Here is a 24162-nt window from a genome sequence, read left to right as displayed (position 1 = left end):
AAGCAGTAGCAACAACAGGAGTAGTTTCCTTAACAGCTTGAGCAACTTCTTTATCAGTTGCTTTACTATTAAGTGCAGAGATAAATCCATCTAAAGTATTACCACTATCTTTTATCTTATCTAATACTCTTGCTGCATTTTTAATATTTTTGTTATTTTTATAATTTGTATTATTAATTGATTTTTCTATTTTTTTTGAGTCATCGTTTATAGGTGGTTTATTTTCATCAGGGTCTGGAGTGATTTTTACAGCTAAATGTAATGTGCTCTCTTTTTGGATATTATAATCAGATAAAGTTCTTCCTTCTTCTAATTGTTTACCAGCAAAAATAATTCTTTGTAAATCTGGATGTGTCCCTTCTTTATCTTGAATCTTTGCTTTAATATTTTCTATACTGTCACTTGCTTCAACATCAAGTGTAATTGTTTTTCCTGTTAAAGTTTTAATAAAAATTTGCATTGCCATAAGATTTGAAGAACAAATAAGCAAAATAGCTAAAATTTTTAAAGATACTCTTTTTTTCATATTTTCCCTTAGTATGTAAAGATAAGAAGTATTTTATCTTTTAAAAGTCGCACAAAAGTCACATCTTCAATTTTTTTTGATATTTTTTAATATTTCATTCCAATTACTTATCCATTTTTTTGAATGAGTAAAACCATCTAAAATTATAAAATTAATATTTTTCTTATTTTCAAACTTATTATAAAAAGAGAAAAAGACTTCTTTACTTACAGTTTTGTCATCTTTACCTATTAGATGAACTTGAGAAATATATTCAAGTTTTTTTGTATAGTTTGCGGGATTTAATGAACCATAAAGTGAAGTATATGAATTTGTATATGTCCAAAAATCAGTATCTAAATTACCCGCAACTGTTATTAAAAGTTTAATATCCTCTCTTTTTGTTGCTAACAATGAAGCAATAGTAGCTCCACCTGAATAACCAATAAGTGTAAATTTTTTTATTTTTTTATTTTTTATTTTATTTAATACTTCATTGTAAGTTTTTATAATAGTATTTGAAAATCTATGACTAGTCCAATATTTATTTTGGCATCTTTTATCAAAAGTATATTGGCATGGTCTAGCAAGATAGATACTACATTTATTTTTTTCTTTTAAAAATAGTTTCATTGCTAAAGGATTTATAGGAGTAGGGTTAGAAGATATTTTATCTGTTCTTATCCATGATAAACCATCTCCTTCAATATAAATATCTAAATTGGAACAATTTTTTGTTTCATAATTTAGTGAAACAATATCAAAATTATGGGTTTTATAAATAGTTTTATTTAGATTTTTATCTTTTTTTAACTCTTCTTGTATGATTTTAACTCTTTGTTTTAAGGAATGAGATTTAAAGCTACAAGCAGTAAGAAAAAAACAAGTTAAAACTATTAGTAAAATATTTTTATACATAAATATACTTTTTTAATAATTATATAAAAAGAATGCTTATTTGTTTTTAGTTGCCATCATTCTAAGCTCTTTTCTTTTTATAGCATCACTATATCTTCGTTTGTCATCTTCTGTTATAAGCTCTAATTGAGGTACAGTCATTGCATTTCCCTCTTCATCAACAGCTACCATAGTAAAGTAACAAACATTTGTATTTTTTATTGAATTATCTTTTGTATCTTCTGATATTACTTTTATTCCTATTTCCATTGAAGTTCTTCCTGTATAGTTTACACTTGCATGAAATGTAACTAAAGAGCCTACTTTTATTGGATTTTTAAATAGTACCATATCAACAGAAAGTGTAACTGCAAAGTGTCCTGTATATCTTGCTGCACAGGCATATGCAACATGATCAAGCATCTTTAAAATCTCTCCACCATGTACATTTTTTCCAGTAAAGTTTGCTTTTTCAGGAGTCATTAGCATAGTCATAGTAAGTGATTTTTCGCGCTTTATATTAGGATTCATATATTTACCTTTCTCTTTTTTATGATTATAAAGTACATAAATAGCATAAGAGTAACTTTATAACTATAATAATAACAAATTATCAAATAGTGATAAATAGTAACACTTTTAAATTGATACTATTTAGCTACACTTTTTTGTTAAGATTTTATTTAAATAGTTTAGGAGTACAAATGAAAAGGTTAAGTATATTTTTACTTTTAGCAACTTTTGCTTATTCGTCTGAAATTACTTTAGGTGTTGTTCCTCAACAAAGTCCTTTAAAACTATCTAAAAAATGGTTGAAAGTTACTTCTTATTTAGAACAACAAACAGGTATAAAAGTAGTTTTTAAAACAGAAATCTCAATTCCAAAATTTGAAAAAGAGTTATATAGCGGTAACTATGATATTTCATATATGAATCCTTATCATTTTATTATTGCAAATAAAAAGCAAAATTACAAAGCTTTTATTAGAGCAAATAAAAATATTGAAGGTATCTTGCTTTCAAAATCTAAAAAAGTTGAGTTTACTAAAGAAAACTTAGAAAATAAGAGGTTTTTATTTCCTGCACCAAATGCTTTTGCTGCAACATTACTAACAAAATTAGAGTTAAAAGAAAAATTTGGTTTTGATATAGATAAGCAAGCGAAAGTTTTGTATGTAAATTCACACGATTCTGTTTATAAAGGAATTTCAAGAGAGGTTGGATACTTAGGTGGTGGTATAGTTAGAACATTTAATAATTTTGTAAATAATGCAGATAAAAAAAATCTTCATATTGTTTATAAAACATCTTCTTATCCAAGTCACCCAATAGCTTTTCATCCAAATGTTGATAAAAAAATTATAAACAAGCTTGAAAATGCATTTTTAAAAATGCCAGAAGAGTTGAAAAAACTTTTAAGTATCAAGAATTTTATAAAAACAAATAGCAATGAATATGAAGTTATTAAGAAATTAGATGTAGAAAATAAGTAGTAAATTATGTCTTTTAAATATAGATTTATTCTTTCATTTGTATTTTTAGAAATATTTTTTATTTTATTAATTGTTTCTTTGAATTTTACAGCTATAAATAGCTCTTCTCAAAGATTAACAAATGAAAAAATTGAAACAAATATAGAGTTTTTAAAAGAGTTGCTAAAAATTCCATTAAGCATTTATGATTTAGCAACTTTAGATAATTTGCTTCAAAAAACTCAAAAGATTGATTATATAAATTCAATTGTTGTTTTAGATAATCAAGAAAAAATTGTTTCAAGTGAATATATTTATGAAAAATTATCTTTAAAAGAGTTTCTTTTAAATAAACACTCTTTTAGTGCGAAGTTTGACAATGAAACTTATGAAATTAGGTATCAAAAAATTTATGAAGAGGATATATTTCTTGGTAGCTTTTATATAGTTTTTGATACATCTTCAAATACAAAGTTTATAAAAGAGAATAAACAAAAAACTATTTATATTGTACTTTTAGAGATATTTGTTTCCACTTTTCTTGCATATTTTCTAGGTAGAAATTTAACAAAAGCTCTTACAAAACTTTCATTAGTTGCTAAAGATATAGCAAAAGAGAATAGGGTAAAAGTTCCATATTTAAATAAAAAGGATGAATTAGGGATTTTAGCAAACTCTATGAATAGTATGCAAAAAGAGTTAATAAAAAGAAGAGTAGAACTTGAATCTTACAATAATGTTTTAAAAGAACAAAAACAAAAGCTAATAGAAGCAAATAATTCAAAAGATGATTTCTTAGCAAATATGAGTCATGAGTTAAAAACACCTTTAAACTCTATTTTATTACTATCTTCACTAATGATGAAAAATAGAAAAAATAATTTAGAACAAGTACAAATAAAAAATTTAAATATTATAAATAGATGTGGAAACGATTTATTATATTTAATAAATGATATTTTAGATTTATCAAAACTTGAATCAGGAAATGAAAAGATTCAAATTGCTAAGTTTGATATGTATGAAAATATACTTGAAATAAAAGAGTTATTTGAATCACAAATCAAACAAAAAAATCTAAATTTTGATTTTTCATACGATAAGTTAATACCAAAAATTATAAGTGATAAAAATAAAATAAATCAAATAATAAAAAATCTTTTAAGTAATGCAGTAAAATTTACTAATAAAGGAACAATAAGTTTAAATATTACGAATCAAAGTAATCAAATGGTTAAGATTTCTATTGTAGATGAAGGAATAGGAATAGCTAAAAATAAGCATGAAACTATTTTTGATAGATTTAAACAAGCAGATTCAAGTACTACAAGAAGATTTGGTGGTACAGGTTTAGGATTAGCTATTTGCAAAGAGTTATCTATATTATTAAATGCTTCAATACAACTTGAGTCTAGTATAGAAGATAAAGGAAGTTGTTTTGTTTTATATATTCCTTATGATATAAATCAAATAAAAAGTGTACCTTTAAAGAATGTTAATGAAACTATTTATTATGAAAAAAAAGATGAAAAGATTGTTGAAAATGTTGAAAATAAAGAGATATTAGTTTTTAATGATAACCCCTTAGTTCTATTCTCTTCTATTACTCAACTTAAAAAAACAAATAGCATTAAGAATATAAATGATATAGAAGTACTTTTAAAAACTTTAGAAAAAAATAGTAATCTATTTGCAATTATTAATATGAAAAATTTAGAACAAGAGAGATTTAAAACCTCTATTTTAAAACTTGATAATCAAATTATTTTAATAGATAGTAAACTAGATTACAAAAAGAAAAACATAATATGTATAAATGAAAGTGAAGTAAATAAAGATTTAATAATAAAGAAGTTAAGTAGTTAAAAGCTACTTTGACTTCCTTAACATTTTTTCTCTAAATCTTCTTCTTTTTAGAGCTTTTTTATATCTTTTTTGCTCTTTTTTAGTAATTGGTACATATTTTGGTACTGCTTTTGGTTTCATATTCTCATCTACTGAAATCATTGTAAAAAAACATGTATTTGTATGAATCTTCTCTTTTGTTTTTACATCTTGAGAAACAACTTTTATTCCTACTTCCATTGAAGTTGTCCCTGTATAGTTTATTTTTGCTTTAAATGTTACTAAAGAACCAACTTTAATAGGATTTTTAAATAAAACCATATCAGAAGATAAAGTTACAACATATGTTTTACAATATTGTGTTGCACAAGCATAGGCTACTTGGTCAAGTAATCTTAAAACTTCGCCCCCATGAACATTGATTCCAGAGAAGTTTGCCATAGTTGGAGTCATTAACATACTAAGTTTTATTTTTGTTGGTAACTCTCTTTTTGTATTTTTTTCCATTTTTATCCTTTTATAGCATACTATTCATTTGCTCTTGTGTTAAAGTTTTTACTCCTAAATCCACTGCTTTATCATATTTACTTCCAGCATCTTCTCCATAAATAACATAATCAGTCTTTTTTGAAACACTTGAACTTACTTTTGCACCTAAACTTTCAAGATTTTTCTTTATAATACCTCTACTTACACTCATAGTTCCTGTAAGAACAACTGTTTTACCTTTAAATGGATTGTCATTTACTTCTATTTTTTCTTCAACTTTTGGTTGAATTATTTCAATTAATTTTGTAACAAGTTCATTATTTACTCGCATAAACTCAACAAAAGAGTTTGCCATTTGTTCTCCAATACCATCAAGAGCAACAAGTGAATCATAATCAATATCAATAGCATCTAATCCAAATTCTAAACATATCTGTTTTGAAGCTACTTCTCCAATATGCTCAATTCCTAGTGCATTAATAACTCTATGAAGTTCACTTCCTTTTGTATTAGAAATGGCATTTAAAAGATTATTTATTTTTTTCTCTTTAAACCCTTCAAGGTCTTGTAAATCTTCATATTTTAAAGAGTATAAATCTAAAATATCATAGATTTTTCTTTTTTCTACTAGAAGTTCTACTATTTTTATACCTAATCCATCTATATTCATACAATTCTTTGAAGCAAAATAGATTATAGAGTTTGTTACAATACTAGGACAGTCAAGATTTTGGCACTTTATTAATGTTCCTTCATCTAATAGTTCACTATTACATTTAGGACAGTTTGTAGGTCTTTTTATCTCTTCTTGTGTTCCATCTCGTCTATCATGAAAAACTTTTGTAATTTTAGGGATAATATCTCCACTTTTAATAATAATAACTTCATCATTTATTCTCAAATCTAATCTTGCTATTTCATCAAAATTATGTAAGCTTGCTCTTTCAACAGTAGAACCATCAATAAGTGTTGGTTCTACTGCTGCAACAGGAGTAACAACACCCGTTCTTCCAACTTGTAATAATATATCTTTTATTTTTGTTGTTTTTTCAACAGCAGGAAATTTATATGCACATGAATATCTTGGGAATTTCACTGTATGTCCAAGCTCTTCTTGTGTTTCTAAATCATCAATTTTTATAACCATTCCATCTAACATCATTTCTATATCATTTCTTGATTCTATTATTTTATGGTAAAGCTCTTCTATTTCTTGTACATTTTTACAAACTTTTTGTAATGGAGGTTTTGAAAAGCCAAGTGAATAGATATAATCCATCATTTGACTATGTTTTTTTTGATTTAAGCTATTTTGTCCAACTCCCCAAACATTGAAAAATAGTTTTCTTTTTGCAGTTATATTTGGATTGAGTTGTCTTAAACTTCCTGCTGCTGCATTTCTAGGATTTGCAAAAGGTGCTTCTTCATCTTTAAGTCTTTGTTCATTAATTTTTTCAAAATCACTTTTTTTGATTACGATTTCACCTCTTATTTCAAGTAGTGTTTTCTCTTTAATCTCTAAAGGAATAGAGTAAATAGTTTTTACATTGTTAGTTACATCTTCTCCAGTTGTTCCATCTCCTCTTGTAATTGCTTGTTTTAAAATACCATTTTCATAAATAAGATTTAAACTAGCTCCATCAAACTTTGGTTCACAATAAAACTCTAGCTTTTCATTTACTTTTTTAGCTCTATTTATCCAATCTTCAAGTTCTTTTGTATTAAAAACATCTTCTTGAGACCACATTTTGCTTAAGTGATTTGCTTTTGTAAATCCATCTAAAACCTTTCCTCCTACTCTTTTATTTGGAGAGTTTGGATGTGAGTCTTGAGGATAAGTTTGTTCAAATGCTAAGCAAGCCCTTGCAAGTTTGTCATACTCTTCATCTGTTGCAATAGGATTATCTTCAACATAATAAGCATTTGCCCATTTTATAAGTGTTTGTATATTTTTATTGTAATCTTCTTTTGTCATAATTTCTGTCATATAATATTCTTTCATATTTAGTTTTTAAAGATTATATCTAAGTTTTCTAAACAATCTTTTGAAGTATATCAACTCTAAAAGGTTTATAAAAAGTTGTCTCTTTTCCATCATTATATTTATCAAATTTCTCTTTGATTTTGTATTTTAGTTCATCTGTTATTTGTATATTATTATAAGATTGATTCATCTGTTTTTTTTCAAAATCTTCAAAGTTTAAGTATGTTATTTCTGTTTTAAAAAATATCTCTTTAAAAAGTTTAAACTGTTCTTTATCTACGCTATTTTTTATAGCTTCAAAGGCTTTTTTTCTTACATGTTCTTCATTGTGAAACATTGCTACTAGTTCATTTTGTGCTCCTTGATGTAAAGGTTCACTAATATAAGCTAAACCATTTGGCTTTAATACTCTTTTTATCTCATCTAATGCTTTATTCATAAAATTTTCAGGAATGTGATGAAAAGATTTAAACATAAAAACCATATCTACACTTTCATCATCTAACTCAATATTTTGTGCACCACAAAGTTTAAATTCAATATTTTCAATATTAAAAAGTAAATTCTTTTTATGTTGAATCTCATCTACTTCACATGCAATAATTTTTCTATTTACTCCTGTTTGTGCCAACTGTTTAGTCATATTTGCACTACCACAACCAAGCTCTAAAATTGTTTTATTATCAAGATTTAATGTCTCAATTAAATAAGCTTCATTTATTATTTGTTCGATATTATCTCTAAGTAATTGCATTAACTTCCTTTGTAAAAAAGTTATTATACTTTAAAAATATAATTTAATAATAAAAGAATTAATTTAATATGTTTTAAGCTTTTTGTTAGTTGATTATATTAATATATACATAATTCAAATAGGGGAGAATTAAATGATTATTGATTATAAAGATGTTGAAGATTTAAATAGATATAAAATTATGTCTGATACTGTTGTTCCAAGACCAATTGCATGGATAGTAACAGAAGATGATGGGGTAATAAATGCAGCACCATTTTCATACTTTATACCAATTTCTAGTAACCCAGCAACACTAATTGTTTCTATTGGTCAAAAAGAACCAGGAGTACCAAAAGATACTTTAGCAAATATTTTAAAACACAAAAAAGCAACAATATGTTTTGTAAATAAAAATAATGTAGAAGAAGTTAAACAATCAGCATTAGCTTTAGAAAAAAGTGAAAGTGAAGTAGAAAAATTTGAAATAGATGTTCAAAAAGTTTTAGAAGATTATCCTGCTATGATAAGCTCTTCTCAAACTGCACTTTTTTGTGAATTGTATGATACTGTAAAAATTCCAGGAAAAACTACACCTTTAATATTAGAGATAAAAAAACAGTTTATTGAAGATAATAGAATTGATGAAAAATCTCATGTTTATGTGGATAATGTAGGAAGATGTGGAGCGTATTTTAAAGCTATGGTAGATTTATAAATAGAAGAGTTTAAAAACTCTCCCATTCATCATCATTTGATGGTTGAGCCTTAATTGGCTCACTACTTTTAGGTACATGTTTTTTAGCTGTTGAAGAAGTAAAATTAGATTTTATCTCTTCTTCTTTTTTATCTACATTTTCTATTTTTTTCTCGTTACTTTTAACTTCTACTTTACCTTTTCCATCGAAGTTATTTTTATTTACATTTTCTACAACTTCAAGTGCAATACTATTTGTTTTTTGTGCAATATCATTTGTTTTATCTGCAATTGCAGCATTTTCTTGTGTAAATTGATCTAATTGACTAACAGCATCTGCAATTTGTGTCATACCTATACTTTGCTCTTTTGCTGCATTTGTTACATCATCAATAAGTTTACTTGTATTTAAGATTTTTTCTTCTAATTGTATAAAACCTTCTATCATTTTACTACTGATATTTTTACCATTATTTGCTTTTAAAGTTGCATTTTCTACTAGCTCTTTAATCTCTTTTGCAGCTTCAGCACTTCTACTAGCTAAGTTTCGCACTTCTTGTGCAACAACTGCAAAACCTTTTCCAGCTTCTCCTGCTGTTGCTGCTTCTACTGCTGCATTTAAACTTAGGATATTTGTTTGAAACGCTATTTGGTCAATTACTGTTATTGCTTCTGCAATTGATTGTGTTTGTTCATTAATATCATCCATAGAGCTTGCTGTATTATTAGCTAAATCTTTTCCTTGCGAAGCAGAATCTCTTGTTTCATTTGAAATATTTAGCATCTCTTGAGCTTTTTGACTTGTTTGTTCAATATTACTAGTTATTTCATCGATTGAAGCTGCTGTTTCTTCTAGTGATGAAGCTTGACTTGTTGCATTATTACTTAATGTTTTTACATTTGAAGTTAGCTCTTTTGAACTATCTTGCAGTGCTTGACCATCATTTTGACTACCTTGTAACATATGTGTAATCATTTTATTCATTTGAATAATTTCATTACCAATTTTTCCACAAGAACTACTATCAAGTTTCGCAGTAAAATCTCTATTAGAGTATTTCTCTAAAGTTTCACTTATTTTATTTAAATCTTTTCCAACTAAAGCTTCAAGATTATTTAACATATCATTTAAAAGTCGTTTTAACTCGTTTAATGAGTCTGTTGATGTACTATTTTGTATTCTTTTTTCTAAATGACCTTTTCCAACTGTATTTACTATATCTTTAACTTCTTCAATTAGTGTATTATCTTCTTCAATACTTTTTTGAATTGTTTTTACATTAGAGTTTATACTTTTTGCCATTACTCCAAACTCATCGTTACTATTAATTATAATCTCTTTTGGATTTGAGCTTTTTTTATTTAAATATTCAAAAAAATCGTCTAAACCAAGTGAAATAGAAGATAAGTTTTTATTTAGTTTTCTAATTGAGAAGTATATAACTACTGCAATAATTAAAAGACCAAGTATTCCTGCAATAATTGAAAAGTTTCTAATAAAGAATGCAGGAGCTAAATACTCATCTACTGGTGCAGTTACAATAAAAGACCAGTAATTACCTGTATTACCTATTTTAAAACTTTTTGAGTAGTAGTATGATTCAAGATTTGATACAGTAGATACCTTGTTGAAAGTGTAATCTTTTCCTTCTTTTGCAAATTCTAAAGACTTTTTATATGAATCTCTTCCTTCTTTTACAATATCTAAAATATGTTTACCTAAAAACTCTTTTGTTGGATGGCCTAGCATAATTCCATTATGGTCTAAAATAAAAGTATAACCACTCTCATATACTTTAATTCTTTTTGTCATATCTGCAAAAGTATCTAATGTAATATCAACTCCAATCGTTCCTACAAACTCACCTTTAAAATACATTGGAACAGCAAGAGTTGTCATAAGTACTTCTACACCATTTACAGGATATAAATAAGGTTTTGTTATGTAGTCTTTTCCTGTTCTTTTAGGCCCACCAATCCATTCTGTTTGTTCACTATAAACTGAACCAGTTTGAATCTTATAAGAACCTTCACTTCTTACTACAAAAGGATTAAATTGTCCAGTTTTATCATAGCCTTCAATATCACTATTTTCTGGAACAGTATCAAAAAATTGACCTTTATTTTTTATTTTAAACCAGATTCCAAGAATTTGAGGGTTGTGGTCTAAAATAGACTTAAAAAATTCAATAGTCTCTTTTTTATGAAGTCTTACTTCATTTTGCAAGGCTTGTTCAAATTTTGAAGCAAGCATTCTTGTAACAGTTAAGGAGTTAGTAATATCTTGTTGAACCTCTAAAGCATATTTACTAGCAACTTCTACTACATATTGTTCTGCATCATCTTGTGCAGTTTCATATGAATATTTTGATACAAAAAACATTGTTAATCCAAAAGCTAGGATAGTAACACTTAAAACTTGTAATAATAGTTTATTACCAAAACTTGAACTTTTTTTCATAATAATCTCCACTCTTTTTAGCTTATAAATTATTATATCACAAAGAAGTAACATTTTGGATACAAAAGTGTTAAAAAATATACAGAAGTATATAAAATGCTTCTGTATATCACATAAATACTATTCTTTTGGATAAGTCATTTCTGCAGGTTGAACATATTTTTCAAACTCTTCTTTTGTTAAAAGTTTTAAATTTATTGCTTCTTCTTTAAGTGTAGTACCATTTTTATGGGCAGTTTTAGCTATTAAAGCAGCATTTTCATATCCAATATATGGATTAAGCGCAGTAACTAGCATAAGTGAATCATTTAAATATCTATTAATATTTTCAATGTTTGCTTGTATTCCTATTGCACACTTGTCATTAAATGACACTATTGAATCACTTAGTAGTCTAATTGATTGAAGAATATTGTATGCAATTACAGGTTTAAATACATTTAATTCAAAATTACCTTGACTTGCACTAATACTAACAGTTGTATGATTTCCCATAACTTGAACAGCAACCATAGTCATAGCTTCACTTTGTGTAGGATTTACTTTTCCTGGCATAATAGAACTTCCAGGTTCATTTTCAGGAATAGTTATCTCACCAATTCCACATCTAGGACCAGAAGCTAACCATCTAATATCATTTGCAATTTTCATAAGATTACTAGCAAGGGCATTTAAAGCACCACTTAAGAAAACTTCTCCATCATGTGAAGTTAATGCATGAAATTTATTTGGATGAGATACAAATTTAAAATTAGTATTGGTTTTTTCGTTTAATACTTCACAAACCATTTGTGAAAATTTTGGATGAGAATTTAATCCTGTTCCAACAGCTGTTCCTCCAATGGCAAGTTCAACAATATATTTCATACTATCTTCAAGTTGATTTTGTGCTTTTTGCAACATATCAACATATGCACTTAACTCTTGACCCAAAGTAAGAGGTGTTGCATCTTGTAGATGTGTTCTTCCAATTTTTACTAAGTTTTCAAACTCTTTTACTTTTTTTGTGAATGTATCTTTTAATAATTTAATTGCAGGGAAAAGTTGTTTTTGTAATTCTAAAACAAAGGCAATTCTCATTGCAGTAGGGTAAGTATCATTTGAACTTTGTCCTTTATTTACATCATCATTTGGATGTATAAGTTTATTTACTCTGAAATCTTCTCCTAAAAGTTCTGTTGCTCTTGAAGCTACTACTTCATTTATATTCATATTTGATTGAGTTCCACTTCCTGTTTGCCAAACAACTAAAGGAAAATTGCCATCAAGAGTTCCTTCACATATCTCATCACAAGCTTTAGTTATTGCGTGAGTTTTATTATCATCTAATCTTTGAAGTTTATTATTTACATGTGCACAAGCTTTTTTTAAATATGCAAAACCTTTTATAATCTCACTTGGCATTGTTTCAGTTCCTATAGGAAAGTTTTCAACACTTCTTTGTGTTTGTGCAGCCCAATATTTATCATTTGGTACTTTTATCTCTCCCATAGTATCTTTTTCTATTCTATAATCCATCCTTTACTCCTTTTACATTTGTGACAATTATATCACAAAAAGCATATTATGAGAATGAATATCAATAAACTATTCTACAATTTGATGTAATTTTGAACATTGTCCTAAAAATAAATCAACCCCACTCATATCATTCATAATATCTTGAAAACTATGTACATGGGCATTATATACATATACAAAAATTTCATCTCCTTTTTTCAAAAAGTTATGTTTCCCAAACTCTGTATATGCCGTAGCTCCAGCTGCAATTATCATACCTTTTGACTTATTCGCATTTTTTAAAAAAGGAGTCAATTCTTCTAATGGTCCACAATCTTCTTGAGTATTAAATTTTTCAATCATCCAATCTTTTAATTGTGTAAAAAAGTAGCTATATGATTTTACTGCTGAGATTGTTCCATAATCATATAAGATTCCATCTCTTTTTATAAAAGAAGCTATGTGATATTTTGCTAGAACTGAGTCTTTTTCATTAAAACTATCTATTTTGATAATATCTTGAGACATACCTTTTGTTCTTTTGCCCCAGTTCTTTTTTGTACTTAATTTTTTACCATCATTAACTCTAATAGAGCAATCATTAAATGCACAAAAACTTTTTGGAATAATATCTATAACTTTTCCATTTTCATATTCAAAATCGCATATTAAAGCTACTTCAGCTTCAACTTGTAGATTTTTATCTTCCATTCCATGGGTTAAGATTGTATCATCACATATAGGAAATGTTCCTAAAAAACTTTCATGGTTTTTTATATAAAAAGGAAAAATTCCTTTTGGTGCATTTTTCTCTTCAGTTTTAATTACAGAGAATTCATCTGCTTCTCCAGCTTCTCCTAAATGATTTGCAAAATTTCCAGCTACTGCAAAACCTAGATAATCTTTATAATCTTCTAATATCATTGTTATTCCTATTATTTGTAATATATTTAAAACACAAAGTTTAATTTTTTGTTTAATTAGTGTATAAGTGAGGGTAAAAAAAGGATTAAAAAGAGAGTTTTACAAAGGCCGAAGCCTTTGTAATTAAATAGTTCTCCATTTTTGTGGTCCAGTTGTATGAATTGATACACCCTCAGTGTCCACGGCGACTGTTACTGGCATATCTTTAACTTCGAATTCATAAATTGCTTCCATTCCCATTTCTTCAAATGCTACTACTTTTGCATCTTTAATTGATTGAGAGATTAGATAAGCTGCACCGCCCGTTGCAATTAGGTAAGTTGATTTATACTCTTTAATTAAATCAATAGTAGGCTGTTTTCTTTCAGCTTTTCCTATCATACCTAAAATACCTATCTCCATCATATCTTTAGTAAATTTATCCATTCTTGTTGAAGTTGTTGGTCCTGCTGGTCCTACTACTTCATTTTTTACTGGATCAACTGGCCCAACATAATAGATAAATCTATCTTTTAAATCTAAGCCATTTGGTAAAGGTTTACCCTCTTTTTTATACTCAACAATTTTTTTATGAGCTGCATCTCTTGCTGTTAAAATTTTACCTGATAATAGTAAAGTATCTCCAGATTTAAATTGTGATAAATTCTGTTTTGTTAAATCTTCAATATTTACTCTTTTTACACTATCCATTGGAATTTCTAAATCAGGCCAAATATTTAAATCTGGTTTCTCAAATTTTGCAGCCCCACTTCCATCTAGTTCAAAATGAATATGTCTAGTTGCAGCACAGTTTGGAATCATTGCAACTGGTTTTGATGCTGCATGACATGGATAATCTAAAATCTTAACATCTAAAACTGTTGTTAATCCACCAAGACCTTGTGCTCCTGTTCCAATTTTATTGATATCTTCATAAAGTTTAAGTCTTAGCTCTTCTACTGCATTTTTTGCTCCTCTTTTCTTTAACTCATGAATATCAATATGATCCATTAAAGCTTCTTTTGCTAAAAGCATAGACTTTTCAGGATTTCCACCAATTCCTATTCCTAAGATACCTGGAGGACACCATCCTGCACCCATTTGTTTTACATTTTCCATTACCCAATCATAAATTGAATCTGATGGATTTAAAACTGTAAACTTAGATTTATTTTCACTACCACCACCTTTTGCAGCAACAGTAATCTCTACTTTATCTGAGTTATCAACACTATAATGAATAACAGCTGGAGTATTGTTTTTAGTATTTTTTCTTTCTCCTGCTGGGTCACTAACAACTGAATATCTTAATGTATTATCTGGATCAGTATAACCTTTTGCTACTCCTTCATTTAATACATCTTCTAACTCTTTTGATAGTTCAAGTTTTGCATTTAAACCAACTTTGATAAAAATATTTACTGAACCTGTATCTTGGCATAGGGGTCTATGACCCATAGCACACATTTTAGAGTTAATCAAAATTTGTGCTATTGCATTTTTTGCTGCTTCAGATTCCTCTTTTTCATATGCTTCAACCATACCTTTTACAAAATCTTCGGGATGATAATACGAGATATATTGACAGGCTCCTGCGATACTGTCAATAATATCTTGTTCTTTTATAACGCTCATTCTTTTCCTTTCACTTACGAAGTGACATTATTATACAAATTTCTTTATGAAAAAAATCTTTTTGTCACTTCTTCTTGAAGTTTTTGTCCAGAAAAGTGTGCTCTTTGCACAAGTTCCCAAAAGTATCTATAAGTTGCTCTATCATGTAACTCTCCATCATATTGAATTGGTCCCCATTCAGCATCTTGTGCTGCAACTAAAATATTTTGAGCTGCTTCAAGTTCTGTAAAGTCTGGTTTCATTGCATCTACAATAGCTTGAATTTGTGTTGGATAAATTGACCACATTCTCATAAATCCAAACTCATTTCTTGCTATTTCAGCATCTTTATATGTTTGGTATGGATTTTTTAAATCAAGTGTTACGTTATGACAAGGTATTACATGATTTTGAATTGCCGCTTGGCAAACTCTAGTTTTTGCAGCTGCAATTAATCTATGGTTAAATTGACCAGGACTTCTCATATTAATTGCTGGAATTGCACCTTGGTATCCAGAAACAAAATCCATTAGACCAAAATCTAAAACTTGTAACCATGGTAAAGTTGCAATTTTTTCTACATCATTTAAAGCTCCATGTGTTTCAATTAAGATATGAATTGGAATCTCTCTTGTGATTCCTGCTTCTTTACACTTTGCTTGGATATACTCAACTTGAGTTTTCACATCTTCATATGAAGTTGATTTTGGAAGAGTAATATAAGCTAATTTTTCACCAGCACCTGGAACTAAAATATCAACATCTTGTCTCCAATCTGGGTGAGAAAAGTCATGAATTCTTGTTCCTGCCATACCATATGGATTTGCATCTGAGTTAACAACTCTTACAATCATATTTGCATGTTCTACTTCTTTTCCTGTTTCTGCTCCATCTTCACAATCACAAGTAATATCAAAAACTGGACCTAATTTTTTTTGCATTTCAAATGCTTTTAATATTAATTTTTCACTTCCTGCAAAGTGTTCACAAGAAGGGATTATTGGTAAAGATTTTCCTGATTCAAATAGTGCTTTATTTGGATGTGTCATAATAGTTTCCTTTTTAAATTTAGTTTTTGTATTTTTTGCTTACTTTTGACGCAATTTGTAAAATAATTGCTAAAAGTAATTTGTTGTTAAACTCTCTTAGAGAAAAACTAAAAAGAGTAACTTGTTACTCTTATCTTATAACTTATTTTTTTGTTTTATTTTTTGGAATGATTACAGTGTAATCTAAATCAAGTACTACATTTTTTAAATACTTACCATCTTTATCTTTTGGATTACTTATCTCTTCAGGTTTTTGATTTTTAAGAGCAACTGTTCTTAATCTTAATAAACCTATATCATCTCTTTCATGATTGATTTTTTCTAAAATTTCCGTATATGCATAAATTGTATCTTTAGCATATGTTGGATTTGCATGAGCTCCACTATTAATAGAGTAAATCCATTGTGCATTTTGTAACCCATTAAAAGAGATACTTCTTGCAATTGATATTACATGACCTCCATACATTAATCTCTGTCCCATTGGAGTACTTTTCATCATAAAATCATCAAAGTGAACCTTTGCATTATTTTGATAAAGTTTTGTTGCAAGGGTATGGTCACTATCATCAATAGTAATTCCTTCTGGGTGATTTAATCTCTCTGCTACTTCATAATCTTCAAAAAAGAACTCTCCCCCTGTTGCTAGTGTATCAATATCTTTTTGTTTTGGAATATTAATAGATTTTTCAACAGCTAGAGTCTTTTCAAATGTTGGGATATGTTTAATACCACTCATTTCACCTTTATTTCTTTTATGAACCATAACCCATCTTTTAAGGTTTAATACCTCTTGTCTATTTTGGTTATAACCAATTGAGTGAACATAAACAACACCACTTTTACCATTTGAATTCTCTTTTAATCCAATTACTTCTGTTTCAAGACTAACTGTATCTGCTACAAATACAGGATTAGGAAAGCTAACTTCCGCATATCCTAAATTTGCAATTGCGTTTAAAGATATATCTTGAACTGATTTTCCAAATGTTAAATGAAACATTAGTAAATCATCAAGTGGTTTTTTCTTATAACCCATTTTTTGTGCTAACACATCAGATGAATGTAATGCAAATCTACTTCCAGTTAAGGCGATGTAAAAAGATACATCACCATCTGTAATTGTTCTAGGAAGTGGGTGAATTATTTTTTGCCCAATTTCAAAATCTTCAAAAAAGTTTCCTAAATTTATTTTAGACAAAGTTTACTCCTTATTTACCAAATAGGTTTTGACCTAAAGATTTATATGTTTCATATAAAGATATTCTTTTTTTAGCCCATTTGATTTTAGAACTATCTACAAGTTTATTATTATATACAATAACTTCTCTACCATCTTTTGCTGCATCCTCATACTTATGAATCATCTCTTCATAAGCTTTAACTTCAGCTTGTTTTGGTGTAAAAATATCATTTATATACTCTATTTGAACAGGATGAATTAAAGACTTACCATCAAAACCTAAGTTATAAGCATCTTTTGTCGAATCTTCACAAGCAAATTCATCATGTACATCATAATATGGCCCATCAATCACAGTTTTTCCATATGCTTTTGCTGCAAGTGAGATTTGCGATAAATAATTAAACATAGCTTTTGAGCCTTTTTTTATGTCAATTTGTAATCTATTAGCTAATTTATTTGAGCCAACAACTACAACTTCAACTCTAGAACTTGCACTACAAATTTCTTGAATATTTAAGACTGAAAGTGGTGTTTCAATCATAATCATCAATGTTAAATCTGTGTCAACTTCATCAATTAATTTAACTGCTTCTAAAACATCCTCTTTTGTCTCAATTTTAGAAAAAAGTAAACCATCAATTTCTAACTCTTTTGCTAATTGTAAGTCTTTTTGTAAATCTTCTGTTCCAAGATTATTTATTCTAAAAACTCTTTCTGAATCTCCAAACTTTGAACCTTCTTCTTTATAAACAGTTCTTAAAACTTCTCTTCCTACTTCTCTTTGTTCTTGTAGAATTGCTTCAAAATCAAATATAACTGTATCAGCTAAAACTGATTTTGCTTTTTCTACATTGTGTCTATTATATGCTGGTACAAAAAGCATAGATCTTCTTGCTTTATACTCAACAATTTCTTCTCCCTTAGCTTTTGCATCTTCTAAATCATGAAGATTTTTTACAAGCTGTTTTCTTAAAACTTTTCCATTTTTAGTTCTTGGATAGTCTTTCATACTAAAGATTTTTTTCGGAGCTTTATATTTTGCTAAATTAGCTTGAGAAAATGCTAAAACTTCTTCTTCTTGTTCTTTGCTTAAGTCTTCATGACCAATTACTGCAATTGATACAAGTGTTTTATCTTTAGCTATTTCTAAACCAAATGCAACACAATCTGCAACAAGAGGATGAGTTTTTACAACTCTTTCTACTTCATGAGGCGATACTCTAAATCCAAAAGTATTGATAATATCATCTTTTCTTCCAATAAACCAGATATATCCATCTTTATCTCTTTTTGCATAATCCCCTGTAAAAAAGTATCCATCATGTCTTGCTTTTGAAGTCTCTTCTTCTAATTGCCAATACTCTATAAACAGTCCTGGGTCATCTTCTCCTATACAAATCATACCTTCTTCTTCAACATCAACTTCTTTTAGTGTTTCAGGGTCAAGTAGTTTAACTGTATGTCCAGGTTGAACAAAACCAGCACTTCCTGGTCTAATTGGATTGTTTACTGAATGTGAAATATAATAAGAACATTCACTCATTCCAATAGCTTCAAAAATATCTTGTTTAAATCTATCTCTCCAAGCTTCTATCATCTCTGTTGAAAGATGTTCTCCAGCACTCATACAATATCTTAAACTTGGACAATCATCTATTGTAAACTCTGTTTTTTGAATAATTTGTCTATAAATAGTTGGTACTCCAATAAATATAGTACATTCATGTTTTTTTATTAAATTAATCCATGTTGAAGCATCATTAGCACCTTCATATGCAATAACAGTATGTCCGTTAAAAAGTGGGTCCATAAGTGCTGAACCTAAAACATAAGTCCAATTAAACTTTCCAGAATGCATGATTCTATCATTCTTTTTAAAGTTAAACCAATACTCAGTAGCAGGAGTTCTTCCAACTAATGATCTATGTGAGTGTAAAACTCCCTTTGGATAACCAGTAGTTCCTGATGTATATACTAAATAAGCAGGTTCTCCAGCTTTTGAGTTGTAATGATTTGGCGTTTTATCAGTATTTTTTAGAATCTCATTTAACGCATATACATTTATACCTTTTGGTTTTTTATACTCATCAACACTATTTGTTCCTGCAACTATAATAGTCTTTAAATTATCTAAATTCTCTAAATATGGAACTAGATTTTCATACATAGAAGCAGACATCACAATAGCACTTGCTTGTGAATCTTCAGCAAGATATTTTACTTCTGAACCACTTAATAGTGTTGAAGTTGGAACAGCAATTATACCTGCTTTAATAGCACCAAAAAATGAAATAGGATAAGCCAAAGAGTTTTTTAAACATACTAAAACTCTATCTCTTGCTTCAAGTCCAATGCCAGTAAGAAAATTACAAACTTGGTCAGATTTTTCAGATAACTCTTTATATGAAATTTTATCAGTTCCTAATTTATCATCTTCAATTATCATTGCTGTATTATTTTCGTTTTCTGTTCCAACGTGAGCAGAAGTACAAGCTACACCAATATTTAAAAATTCAGGTACTTCAATTTTAATAGTTGAACTCATAGTATTAACTCCTTACTATATTTGACCATATGGCCAGTTTTCTCTAAATGTATGAATTGGCATTTTATTTAACACAGTCAATGCAAACTCTTGATGTTCTGGGCTTAAACTTCTAAGTGCATAAGCTCTTAAAATATTTTGTAATGCCTTACCAAACATTGGAGGGTCTAACATCTCTCCATTATATCTAATAGCACCACTTAATAAAGCGTCTGCTTCAATAGCAGCTTTTAAAACTGCTACATCATGTTCAATCTCTTTAGGACTTGGAGTAAATGCAACTTTACACACATTTATATGATTTGGTGTAATTACTTGCTTTCCTGTAAGTCCCATGGCACACTCTTTTTTAGCATGTGCATATACATGTCTTGAGGCATCATCTCCATGTAAATCTAACCATCTTCTAATATCTTTTTTTTCTAAACATGAATCTGGTAAAGAGTTAGGAGTAAGTAAAACTTCAACCCCACCAATAACACCTGCACCTTTAATTCTTGCTTCCATAGTAAGAATATTAAAAAAAGTTTTTAGCTCATCAATCCACCCCTCAGGTGTTATTTTGTAAGCCATAGCTTTTGAAAAGTCATGAATACCAAATACAACATGTTTTACAGTTGAATAATCCATTAAATCAGATGCAATTTGCAATGATTTTGGATGTTCAATAATTGGTTGAATTGTAAGGTTTGCATTAATTGAAACTAACCAAGAAGATAAATCTCTAATCTCTGCATCTCCATAAACTTCACCAGCTTTTGCTAAAACAATTACATCAATATATTTATGTATTTGTTTTAACATTTTTAAATCCTCTTCATACTCATCAGTTCTAAAAGGATTAATTCTTACTGCAATTTGAAAATTTCTTTCTGGAAATTTTGGTAATTCTTGAATTAAAAGTTCTCTACTCATTGCTTTTTGTCTACAACCATCTTCTAAGTCAAAAAGTACAGTATGAGCTTTTGTTTTATATGCATGTTTTTGTAATCTTAATTTTGCTTGTTCCATACTTTCATATGTACCGTCCAATGGATTGAACTTAATTGGGGGATAGTATATTTGTATACCAGGCCAGTAACCACCAAGAACTGGTGTTAAGTCATCATTTGCTGTTAATTTTGATAAATCTATATGTGATGATGTCATAACTTTTACCTTTTTGTGTAATTTATTGTTTTAACTTATTCTAAAAAACATTTTATTAGGTGGGTTTCACCTAATAAAATTAGTAAGATTACAGGGTTTCTGTAATATTGAAATGGTATTAATCCATATGTAAAATAAACACATACATAATTTATACATATAAAATAATAATTAAGAAAAAATTAATAAATTCTACAAGACCTATATAATGGGCTTTATAAGCTTTTGAGAAAATATAGTTTCACATAGTGAGAAAATTGTTTTTTATCTTCTCATATATTAAAATAAAAATTTTGAAAAAAAATGATTTTTTTTGAATATTTATAGTTTTGTAACACAAAAAGAATAATAGTGGTTAATAAAATGGTATATAAATTCACTTTAAATAAAAGCTTGGTAATATAATATATAATAAAATCAATAAAAAGAAATAGGGTGCAAAGACAAAATAAATCATTATCAAAAGGCTTAAGTGTTTTAAAAGAAGTTATGACAAGTAATAAGCCGTTAACAGCAAATACACTATGTCAAAAATTACAAATAGATAAAAGTACAATGTCAAGATTAATTACTACTCTTATGACAGAAGAGTTTATAGAGTATAAAGGCAATACAAAAGAGATAATATTAAGCGATATTGTAAGGAAAATTATACATAAAGATGATAGAGAAAAAATAGTTCAAAAAACAACAGCTTTACTTGATGAAATTTTTTATCTTACAGAAGAGTGTGCTTATATAGGAATTTTTGATAATAATGCAGTTTTATATTTAAATCAAGTTGATAAATCAAAAAGAGTTTTAAAAACAAGAGATTCTGTTGGTCTTCATGCCCCAATTCATACAAATGGTTTTGGCAAAGCTATTTTAGCATTTAAAGAAGATATTGATTTAGAAACAATTGAACTTAAAAAATTTACACCCAATACAATCACAAGCATTAGTAAATTAAAAAAAGAGTTAGATTTAATTAAACAAAGAGGTTATGCAATAGGTAATGAAGAACATGAGTTTGGATTATGTTCTGTTGCAGTTCCATATTTTAATAAAAAAGGTCAGTTTGTAGGAACAGTTGGGGTTTCTGGACTTACTGTAAGAATGGATGAAAGAAAACTTCATGAGTATGGACAAAAAATCTTAAAATTAGTTAATCCATATGTATAAAGAGTAACTCTTTATACATACTTATTTGCTATTTCTTCTACAACTTTAAATACATTTTCAATAGATTTTATACTTACTTGTTCTTTTTTTGAATGGGGAAATTTTATTGTTGGTCCTATTGATGCAACTTTTATATTTGGAAATTTATCTTTAAAAATTGCACACTCTAAGCCTGCATGTATAGCCTCTAAACTTGCATCTTTATTATATTTTTTATAAATATCTAAAACTATATTTGTAAACTCATTTATGTCTGGTTTCCAAGCTGGATATTTCCCATCAGTTTTTACTTCAAAATTATGATTTTGTAATAATATGACAGTTTCATCTTTTATTCTTTGTAGTTCATCATTTTGCATAGACCTTGCACTTATTTCAATTTTAATACTATCAATTGAAGTCTCAATTTTAGCAAGATTTATTGAGTTAAGAACAACATTTAAGTTTTTATCATAACCTCTAACTCCATTTGCAAATGTATATAAAAAGTCAACTATTTTTTCATCAAAAATATTTAAATGTTCTGAAACTGTATCAATTTTTTCAATTTGCATATTTATATGAGAAGCAATAGGCTCTTTATTTGTAGCAATTATAGCTTTTGCGTTAGCAGGAATTGAGTTGATTCTTTCACCTGCATAAATATCAAGAACTTTACCATTGCACTCTTTTACTGTTTTTGCAAGTAGTTTTATTGCATTTGGTATATTTTTATCAATATCAACTCCACTATGTCCTCCTTGCAAGTTTGTAATTGATATTTCATAAAGTTCTAAATTCTCTTTGTTCTCAATAATTTTTTTATTGAAGTTTTCTGCAAAAATATCAACGCCTCCTGCACATCCAATACATATTTCTGCTTCCTCTTCACTATCAAGGTTTAGCATATATGAAGATTGTAAAGGTAAATCTAAATTATTTGCACCTATTAATCCAATCTCTTCATCACTTGTAAACAAAAATTCACAATCATACTCTTTACTCATTAAATAAAGCATATAAGAACAACCTATACCATTGTCACTTCCAAGTGTAGAGTCTTTTGCTTTTAATATATCTTTATCTTCAATGATTTCAGGTATGCAATTATCGCTTAAACAAACTATATCATAATGACTTTGGAAACTAAGTTTGGCTTTAGAGTTTGATTTTTTACATAATATATTATTTGTTTTATCAACTATACACTCATAGTTATACTTCTTAGCAAACTCTTTCATATAGTTTATAAAAGGTTCATGTGTACCACTGCATCTAGGAATATTTGTAATTTCTTTAAAAATATCTATTATTTGGCTCAAAATAATTCCTTTTATTTAAATTTTGAAAATTATATCTAGTTAGATTTAGTTTTTATTTAAAGTTATATTATCTTGTATATAGTGTTGTTTTAAAGCTTTTAATAGCTCTTTACTATTTGGTTTTAATCCTTGATATTTTTTACTCTTTATAAATTTAATTGTAGAAATAAGTTGCTCTACTGGCATATAGCCAGGTATTGATAATATCACTTTTGCTTGATTATTTGTAAAGATAATAGAAGGAGTAGCTTTTATACTATAAATAGCCATTAAAGTTTTCATATCAACATTCATAAATTGATTATTATAAAACTGTTTGTATCTTTTTTCTTCATTTATATTAATATAATAAGAATTAAGTGAAGTTTTTAACAGTTCTTGAAGCTCTTTATTATAAGTAATGTCTTCTTCAAGTTTTTTACTATAAGGGTCTTTTTTATTTGCAAAAATTAATAAAATAGTTTTTGAAGATTTTGAATAAATTTTATTATCTTTTATAAATACTTCTAAGAATATATCTTGCTTAGATAATTTTTTTATCTCTTTTTTTTCTACTTTTTTATCATCATTGATAATTTTTTTACTATTCTCATTTTTATCACTACACCCAGTGAAAATAATACTTACAAATATATAGATAAATATTAAAAGTCTCATAATTAAAATAC

At 27.6% G+C, this 24162-nt stretch carries 20 protein-coding genes; 4 read left to right on the top strand and 16 right to left on the bottom strand.

Going from position 1 to position 24162, the window contains the following annotated elements; genetic code table 11:
- The 3 genes from CP960_RS13910 to CP960_RS06525 all read right to left on the bottom strand — a co-directional run.
- On the bottom strand, positions 1-526 hold a 526-nt coding region (locus tag CP960_RS13910), incomplete at its 3' end, for a ubiquitin-like protein (RefSeq protein WP_196778332.1).
- 66 nt (positions 527-592) lie between these two features.
- Positions 593-1423, bottom strand: coding sequence for an alpha/beta hydrolase (locus tag CP960_RS06530; RefSeq protein ID WP_101184613.1), 831 nt, complete (start codon positions 1421-1423; stop codon positions 593-595).
- 36 nt (positions 1424-1459) lie between these two features.
- The gene (locus CP960_RS06525) at positions 1460-1933 is read right to left on the bottom strand and encodes an acyl-CoA thioesterase (protein ID WP_101184612.1); all 474 of its coding nucleotides are present in this window, start codon (positions 1931-1933) and stop codon (positions 1460-1462) included.
- 173 nt (positions 1934-2106) lie between these two features.
- On the opposite strand from CP960_RS06525, the gene CP960_RS06520 reads away from it, so the two are divergent.
- Positions 2107-2895 (top strand): phosphate/phosphite/phosphonate ABC transporter substrate-binding protein, encoded by a 789-nt coding sequence (locus CP960_RS06520; protein ID WP_101184611.1) that lies wholly within the window; start codon positions 2107-2109, stop codon positions 2893-2895.
- Positions 2896-2901: 6 nt separating this feature from the next.
- The gene (locus CP960_RS06515; protein ID WP_101184610.1) at positions 2902-4740 is read left to right on the top strand and encodes a HAMP domain-containing sensor histidine kinase; all 1839 of its coding nucleotides are present in this window, start codon (positions 2902-2904) and stop codon (positions 4738-4740) included.
- Positions 4741-4743: 3 nt separating this feature from the next.
- On the opposite strand, the gene CP960_RS06510 is transcribed toward CP960_RS06515, so the two are convergent.
- From CP960_RS06510 to CP960_RS06500, 3 genes are read right to left on the bottom strand one after another with little or no spacing between them, the layout of a single operon-like run.
- Complete coding sequence (locus CP960_RS06510; protein WP_101184609.1) at positions 4744-5226, bottom strand: acyl-CoA thioesterase; 483 nt, start codon at positions 5224-5226, stop codon at positions 4744-4746.
- 10 nt (positions 5227-5236) lie between these two features.
- Positions 5237-7183 carry an NAD-dependent DNA ligase LigA gene (gene ligA / locus CP960_RS06505; RefSeq protein WP_101184614.1) on the bottom strand — a complete coding sequence of 649 codons (1947 nt, stop codon included), beginning with the start codon at positions 7181-7183 and terminating at the stop codon, positions 5237-5239.
- Between the two features lie 58 nt (positions 7184-7241).
- Positions 7242-7946: a class I SAM-dependent methyltransferase gene (locus CP960_RS06500; RefSeq protein ID WP_101184608.1), complete on the bottom strand. Its 705-nt coding sequence runs from the start codon at positions 7944-7946 to the stop codon at positions 7242-7244.
- Between the two features lie 133 nt (positions 7947-8079).
- Here CP960_RS06500 and CP960_RS06495 point away from each other — a divergent pair, with 133 nt between their 5' ends.
- Complete coding sequence (locus CP960_RS06495) at positions 8080-8643, top strand: flavin reductase family protein (protein WP_101184607.1); 564 nt, start codon at positions 8080-8082, stop codon at positions 8641-8643.
- A 10-nt stretch (positions 8644-8653) separates the two neighbouring features.
- On the opposite strand, the gene CP960_RS06490 is transcribed toward CP960_RS06495, so the two are convergent.
- The 8 genes from CP960_RS06490 to CP960_RS06455 form a co-directional block, all read right to left on the bottom strand.
- Complete coding sequence (locus tag CP960_RS06490; protein ID WP_162919077.1) at positions 8654-11083, bottom strand: methyl-accepting chemotaxis protein; 2430 nt, start codon at positions 11081-11083, stop codon at positions 8654-8656.
- Positions 11084-11203: 120 nt separating this feature from the next.
- The gene (gene fumC / locus CP960_RS06485; protein WP_101184605.1) at positions 11204-12601 is read right to left on the bottom strand and encodes a class II fumarate hydratase; all 1398 of its coding nucleotides are present in this window, start codon (positions 12599-12601) and stop codon (positions 11204-11206) included.
- A gap of 69 nt (positions 12602-12670) precedes the next feature.
- Complete coding sequence (locus CP960_RS06480; protein ID WP_101184604.1) at positions 12671-13507, bottom strand: DUF5718 family protein; 837 nt, start codon at positions 13505-13507, stop codon at positions 12671-12673.
- A 123-nt stretch (positions 13508-13630) separates the two neighbouring features.
- Positions 13631-15121 (bottom strand): fumarate hydratase, encoded by a 1491-nt coding sequence (locus CP960_RS06475; RefSeq protein ID WP_101184603.1) that lies wholly within the window; start codon positions 15119-15121, stop codon positions 13631-13633.
- 44 nt (positions 15122-15165) lie between these two features.
- Complete coding sequence (locus CP960_RS06470) at positions 15166-16149, bottom strand: HpcH/HpaI aldolase/citrate lyase family protein (protein WP_101184602.1); 984 nt, start codon at positions 16147-16149, stop codon at positions 15166-15168.
- A gap of 142 nt (positions 16150-16291) precedes the next feature.
- The gene (locus CP960_RS06465) at positions 16292-17350 is read right to left on the bottom strand and encodes a MaoC family dehydratase (RefSeq protein ID WP_101184601.1); all 1059 of its coding nucleotides are present in this window, start codon (positions 17348-17350) and stop codon (positions 16292-16294) included.
- A gap of 10 nt (positions 17351-17360) precedes the next feature.
- The gene (locus tag CP960_RS06460) at positions 17361-19880 is read right to left on the bottom strand and encodes an aldolase/citrate lyase family protein (protein WP_101184600.1); all 2520 of its coding nucleotides are present in this window, start codon (positions 19878-19880) and stop codon (positions 17361-17363) included.
- Positions 19881-19895: 15 nt separating this feature from the next.
- The gene (locus CP960_RS06455; RefSeq protein ID WP_101184599.1) at positions 19896-21029 is read right to left on the bottom strand and encodes an HpcH/HpaI aldolase/citrate lyase family protein; all 1134 of its coding nucleotides are present in this window, start codon (positions 21027-21029) and stop codon (positions 19896-19898) included.
- A gap of 435 nt (positions 21030-21464) precedes the next feature.
- Between CP960_RS06455 and CP960_RS06450 the strand changes: the two genes are divergently transcribed.
- The gene (locus CP960_RS06450; RefSeq protein ID WP_101184598.1) at positions 21465-22193 is read left to right on the top strand and encodes an IclR family transcriptional regulator; all 729 of its coding nucleotides are present in this window, start codon (positions 21465-21467) and stop codon (positions 22191-22193) included.
- 11 nt (positions 22194-22204) lie between these two features.
- On the opposite strand, the gene CP960_RS06445 is transcribed toward CP960_RS06450, so the two are convergent.
- Together CP960_RS06445 and CP960_RS06440 are read right to left on the bottom strand one after the other, a co-directional pair.
- Positions 22205-23494, bottom strand: coding sequence for a M20/M25/M40 family metallo-hydrolase (locus CP960_RS06445; protein ID WP_101184597.1), 1290 nt, complete (start codon positions 23492-23494; stop codon positions 22205-22207).
- Positions 23495-23539: 45 nt separating this feature from the next.
- Positions 23540-24162: thioredoxin fold domain-containing protein (locus CP960_RS06440; RefSeq protein WP_101184596.1), on the bottom strand; the 623-nt coding region annotated here is incomplete at its 5' end.

The sequence above is a fragment of the Malaciobacter halophilus genome, assembly GCF_002837275.1.
GTDB classification, from domain to species: domain Bacteria; phylum Campylobacterota; class Campylobacteria; order Campylobacterales; family Arcobacteraceae; genus Malaciobacter; species Malaciobacter halophilus.
Note: the sequence above shows the minus strand (reverse complement) of the source record. Positions and strands in the feature narration are given on the sequence as shown.

Coding starts and splice junctions, on each gene's coding strand:
- CP960_RS06475 (WP_101184603.1), bottom strand. CDS start 15,121: ATGAGCGTTATAAAAGAACAAGATATTATTGACAGTATCGCAGGAGCC.
- CP960_RS06480 (WP_101184604.1), bottom strand. CDS start 13,507: ATGATATTAGAAGATTATAAAGATTATCTAGGTTTTGCAGTAGCTGGA.
- CP960_RS06500 (WP_101184608.1), bottom strand. CDS start 7,946: ATGCAATTACTTAGAGATAATATCGAACAAATAATAAATGAAGCTTAT.
- CP960_RS06490 (WP_162919077.1), bottom strand. CDS start 11,083: ATGAAAAAAAGTTCAAGTTTTGGTAATAAACTATTATTACAAGTTTTA.
- CP960_RS06460 (WP_101184600.1), bottom strand. CDS start 19,880: ATGAGTTCAACTATTAAAATTGAAGTACCTGAATTTTTAAATATTGGT.
- CP960_RS06510 (WP_101184609.1), bottom strand. CDS start 5,226: ATGGAAAAAAATACAAAAAGAGAGTTACCAACAAAAATAAAACTTAGT.
- CP960_RS06495 (WP_101184607.1), top strand. CDS start 8,080: ATGATTATTGATTATAAAGATGTTGAAGATTTAAATAGATATAAAATT.
- CP960_RS06470 (WP_101184602.1), bottom strand. CDS start 16,149: ATGACACATCCAAATAAAGCACTATTTGAATCAGGAAAATCTTTACCA.
- fumC (WP_101184605.1), bottom strand. CDS start 12,601: ATGGATTATAGAATAGAAAAAGATACTATGGGAGAGATAAAAGTACCA.
- CP960_RS06455 (WP_101184599.1), bottom strand. CDS start 21,029: ATGACATCATCACATATAGATTTATCAAAATTAACAGCAAATGATGAC.
- CP960_RS06525 (WP_101184612.1), bottom strand. CDS start 1,933: ATGAATCCTAATATAAAGCGCGAAAAATCACTTACTATGACTATGCTA.
- ligA (WP_101184614.1), bottom strand. CDS start 7,183: ATGACAAAAGAAGATTACAATAAAAATATACAAACACTTATAAAATGG.
- CP960_RS06515 (WP_101184610.1), top strand. CDS start 2,902: ATGTCTTTTAAATATAGATTTATTCTTTCATTTGTATTTTTAGAAATA.
- CP960_RS06520 (WP_101184611.1), top strand. CDS start 2,107: ATGAAAAGGTTAAGTATATTTTTACTTTTAGCAACTTTTGCTTATTCG.
- CP960_RS06530 (WP_101184613.1), bottom strand. CDS start 1,423: ATGTATAAAAATATTTTACTAATAGTTTTAACTTGTTTTTTTCTTACT.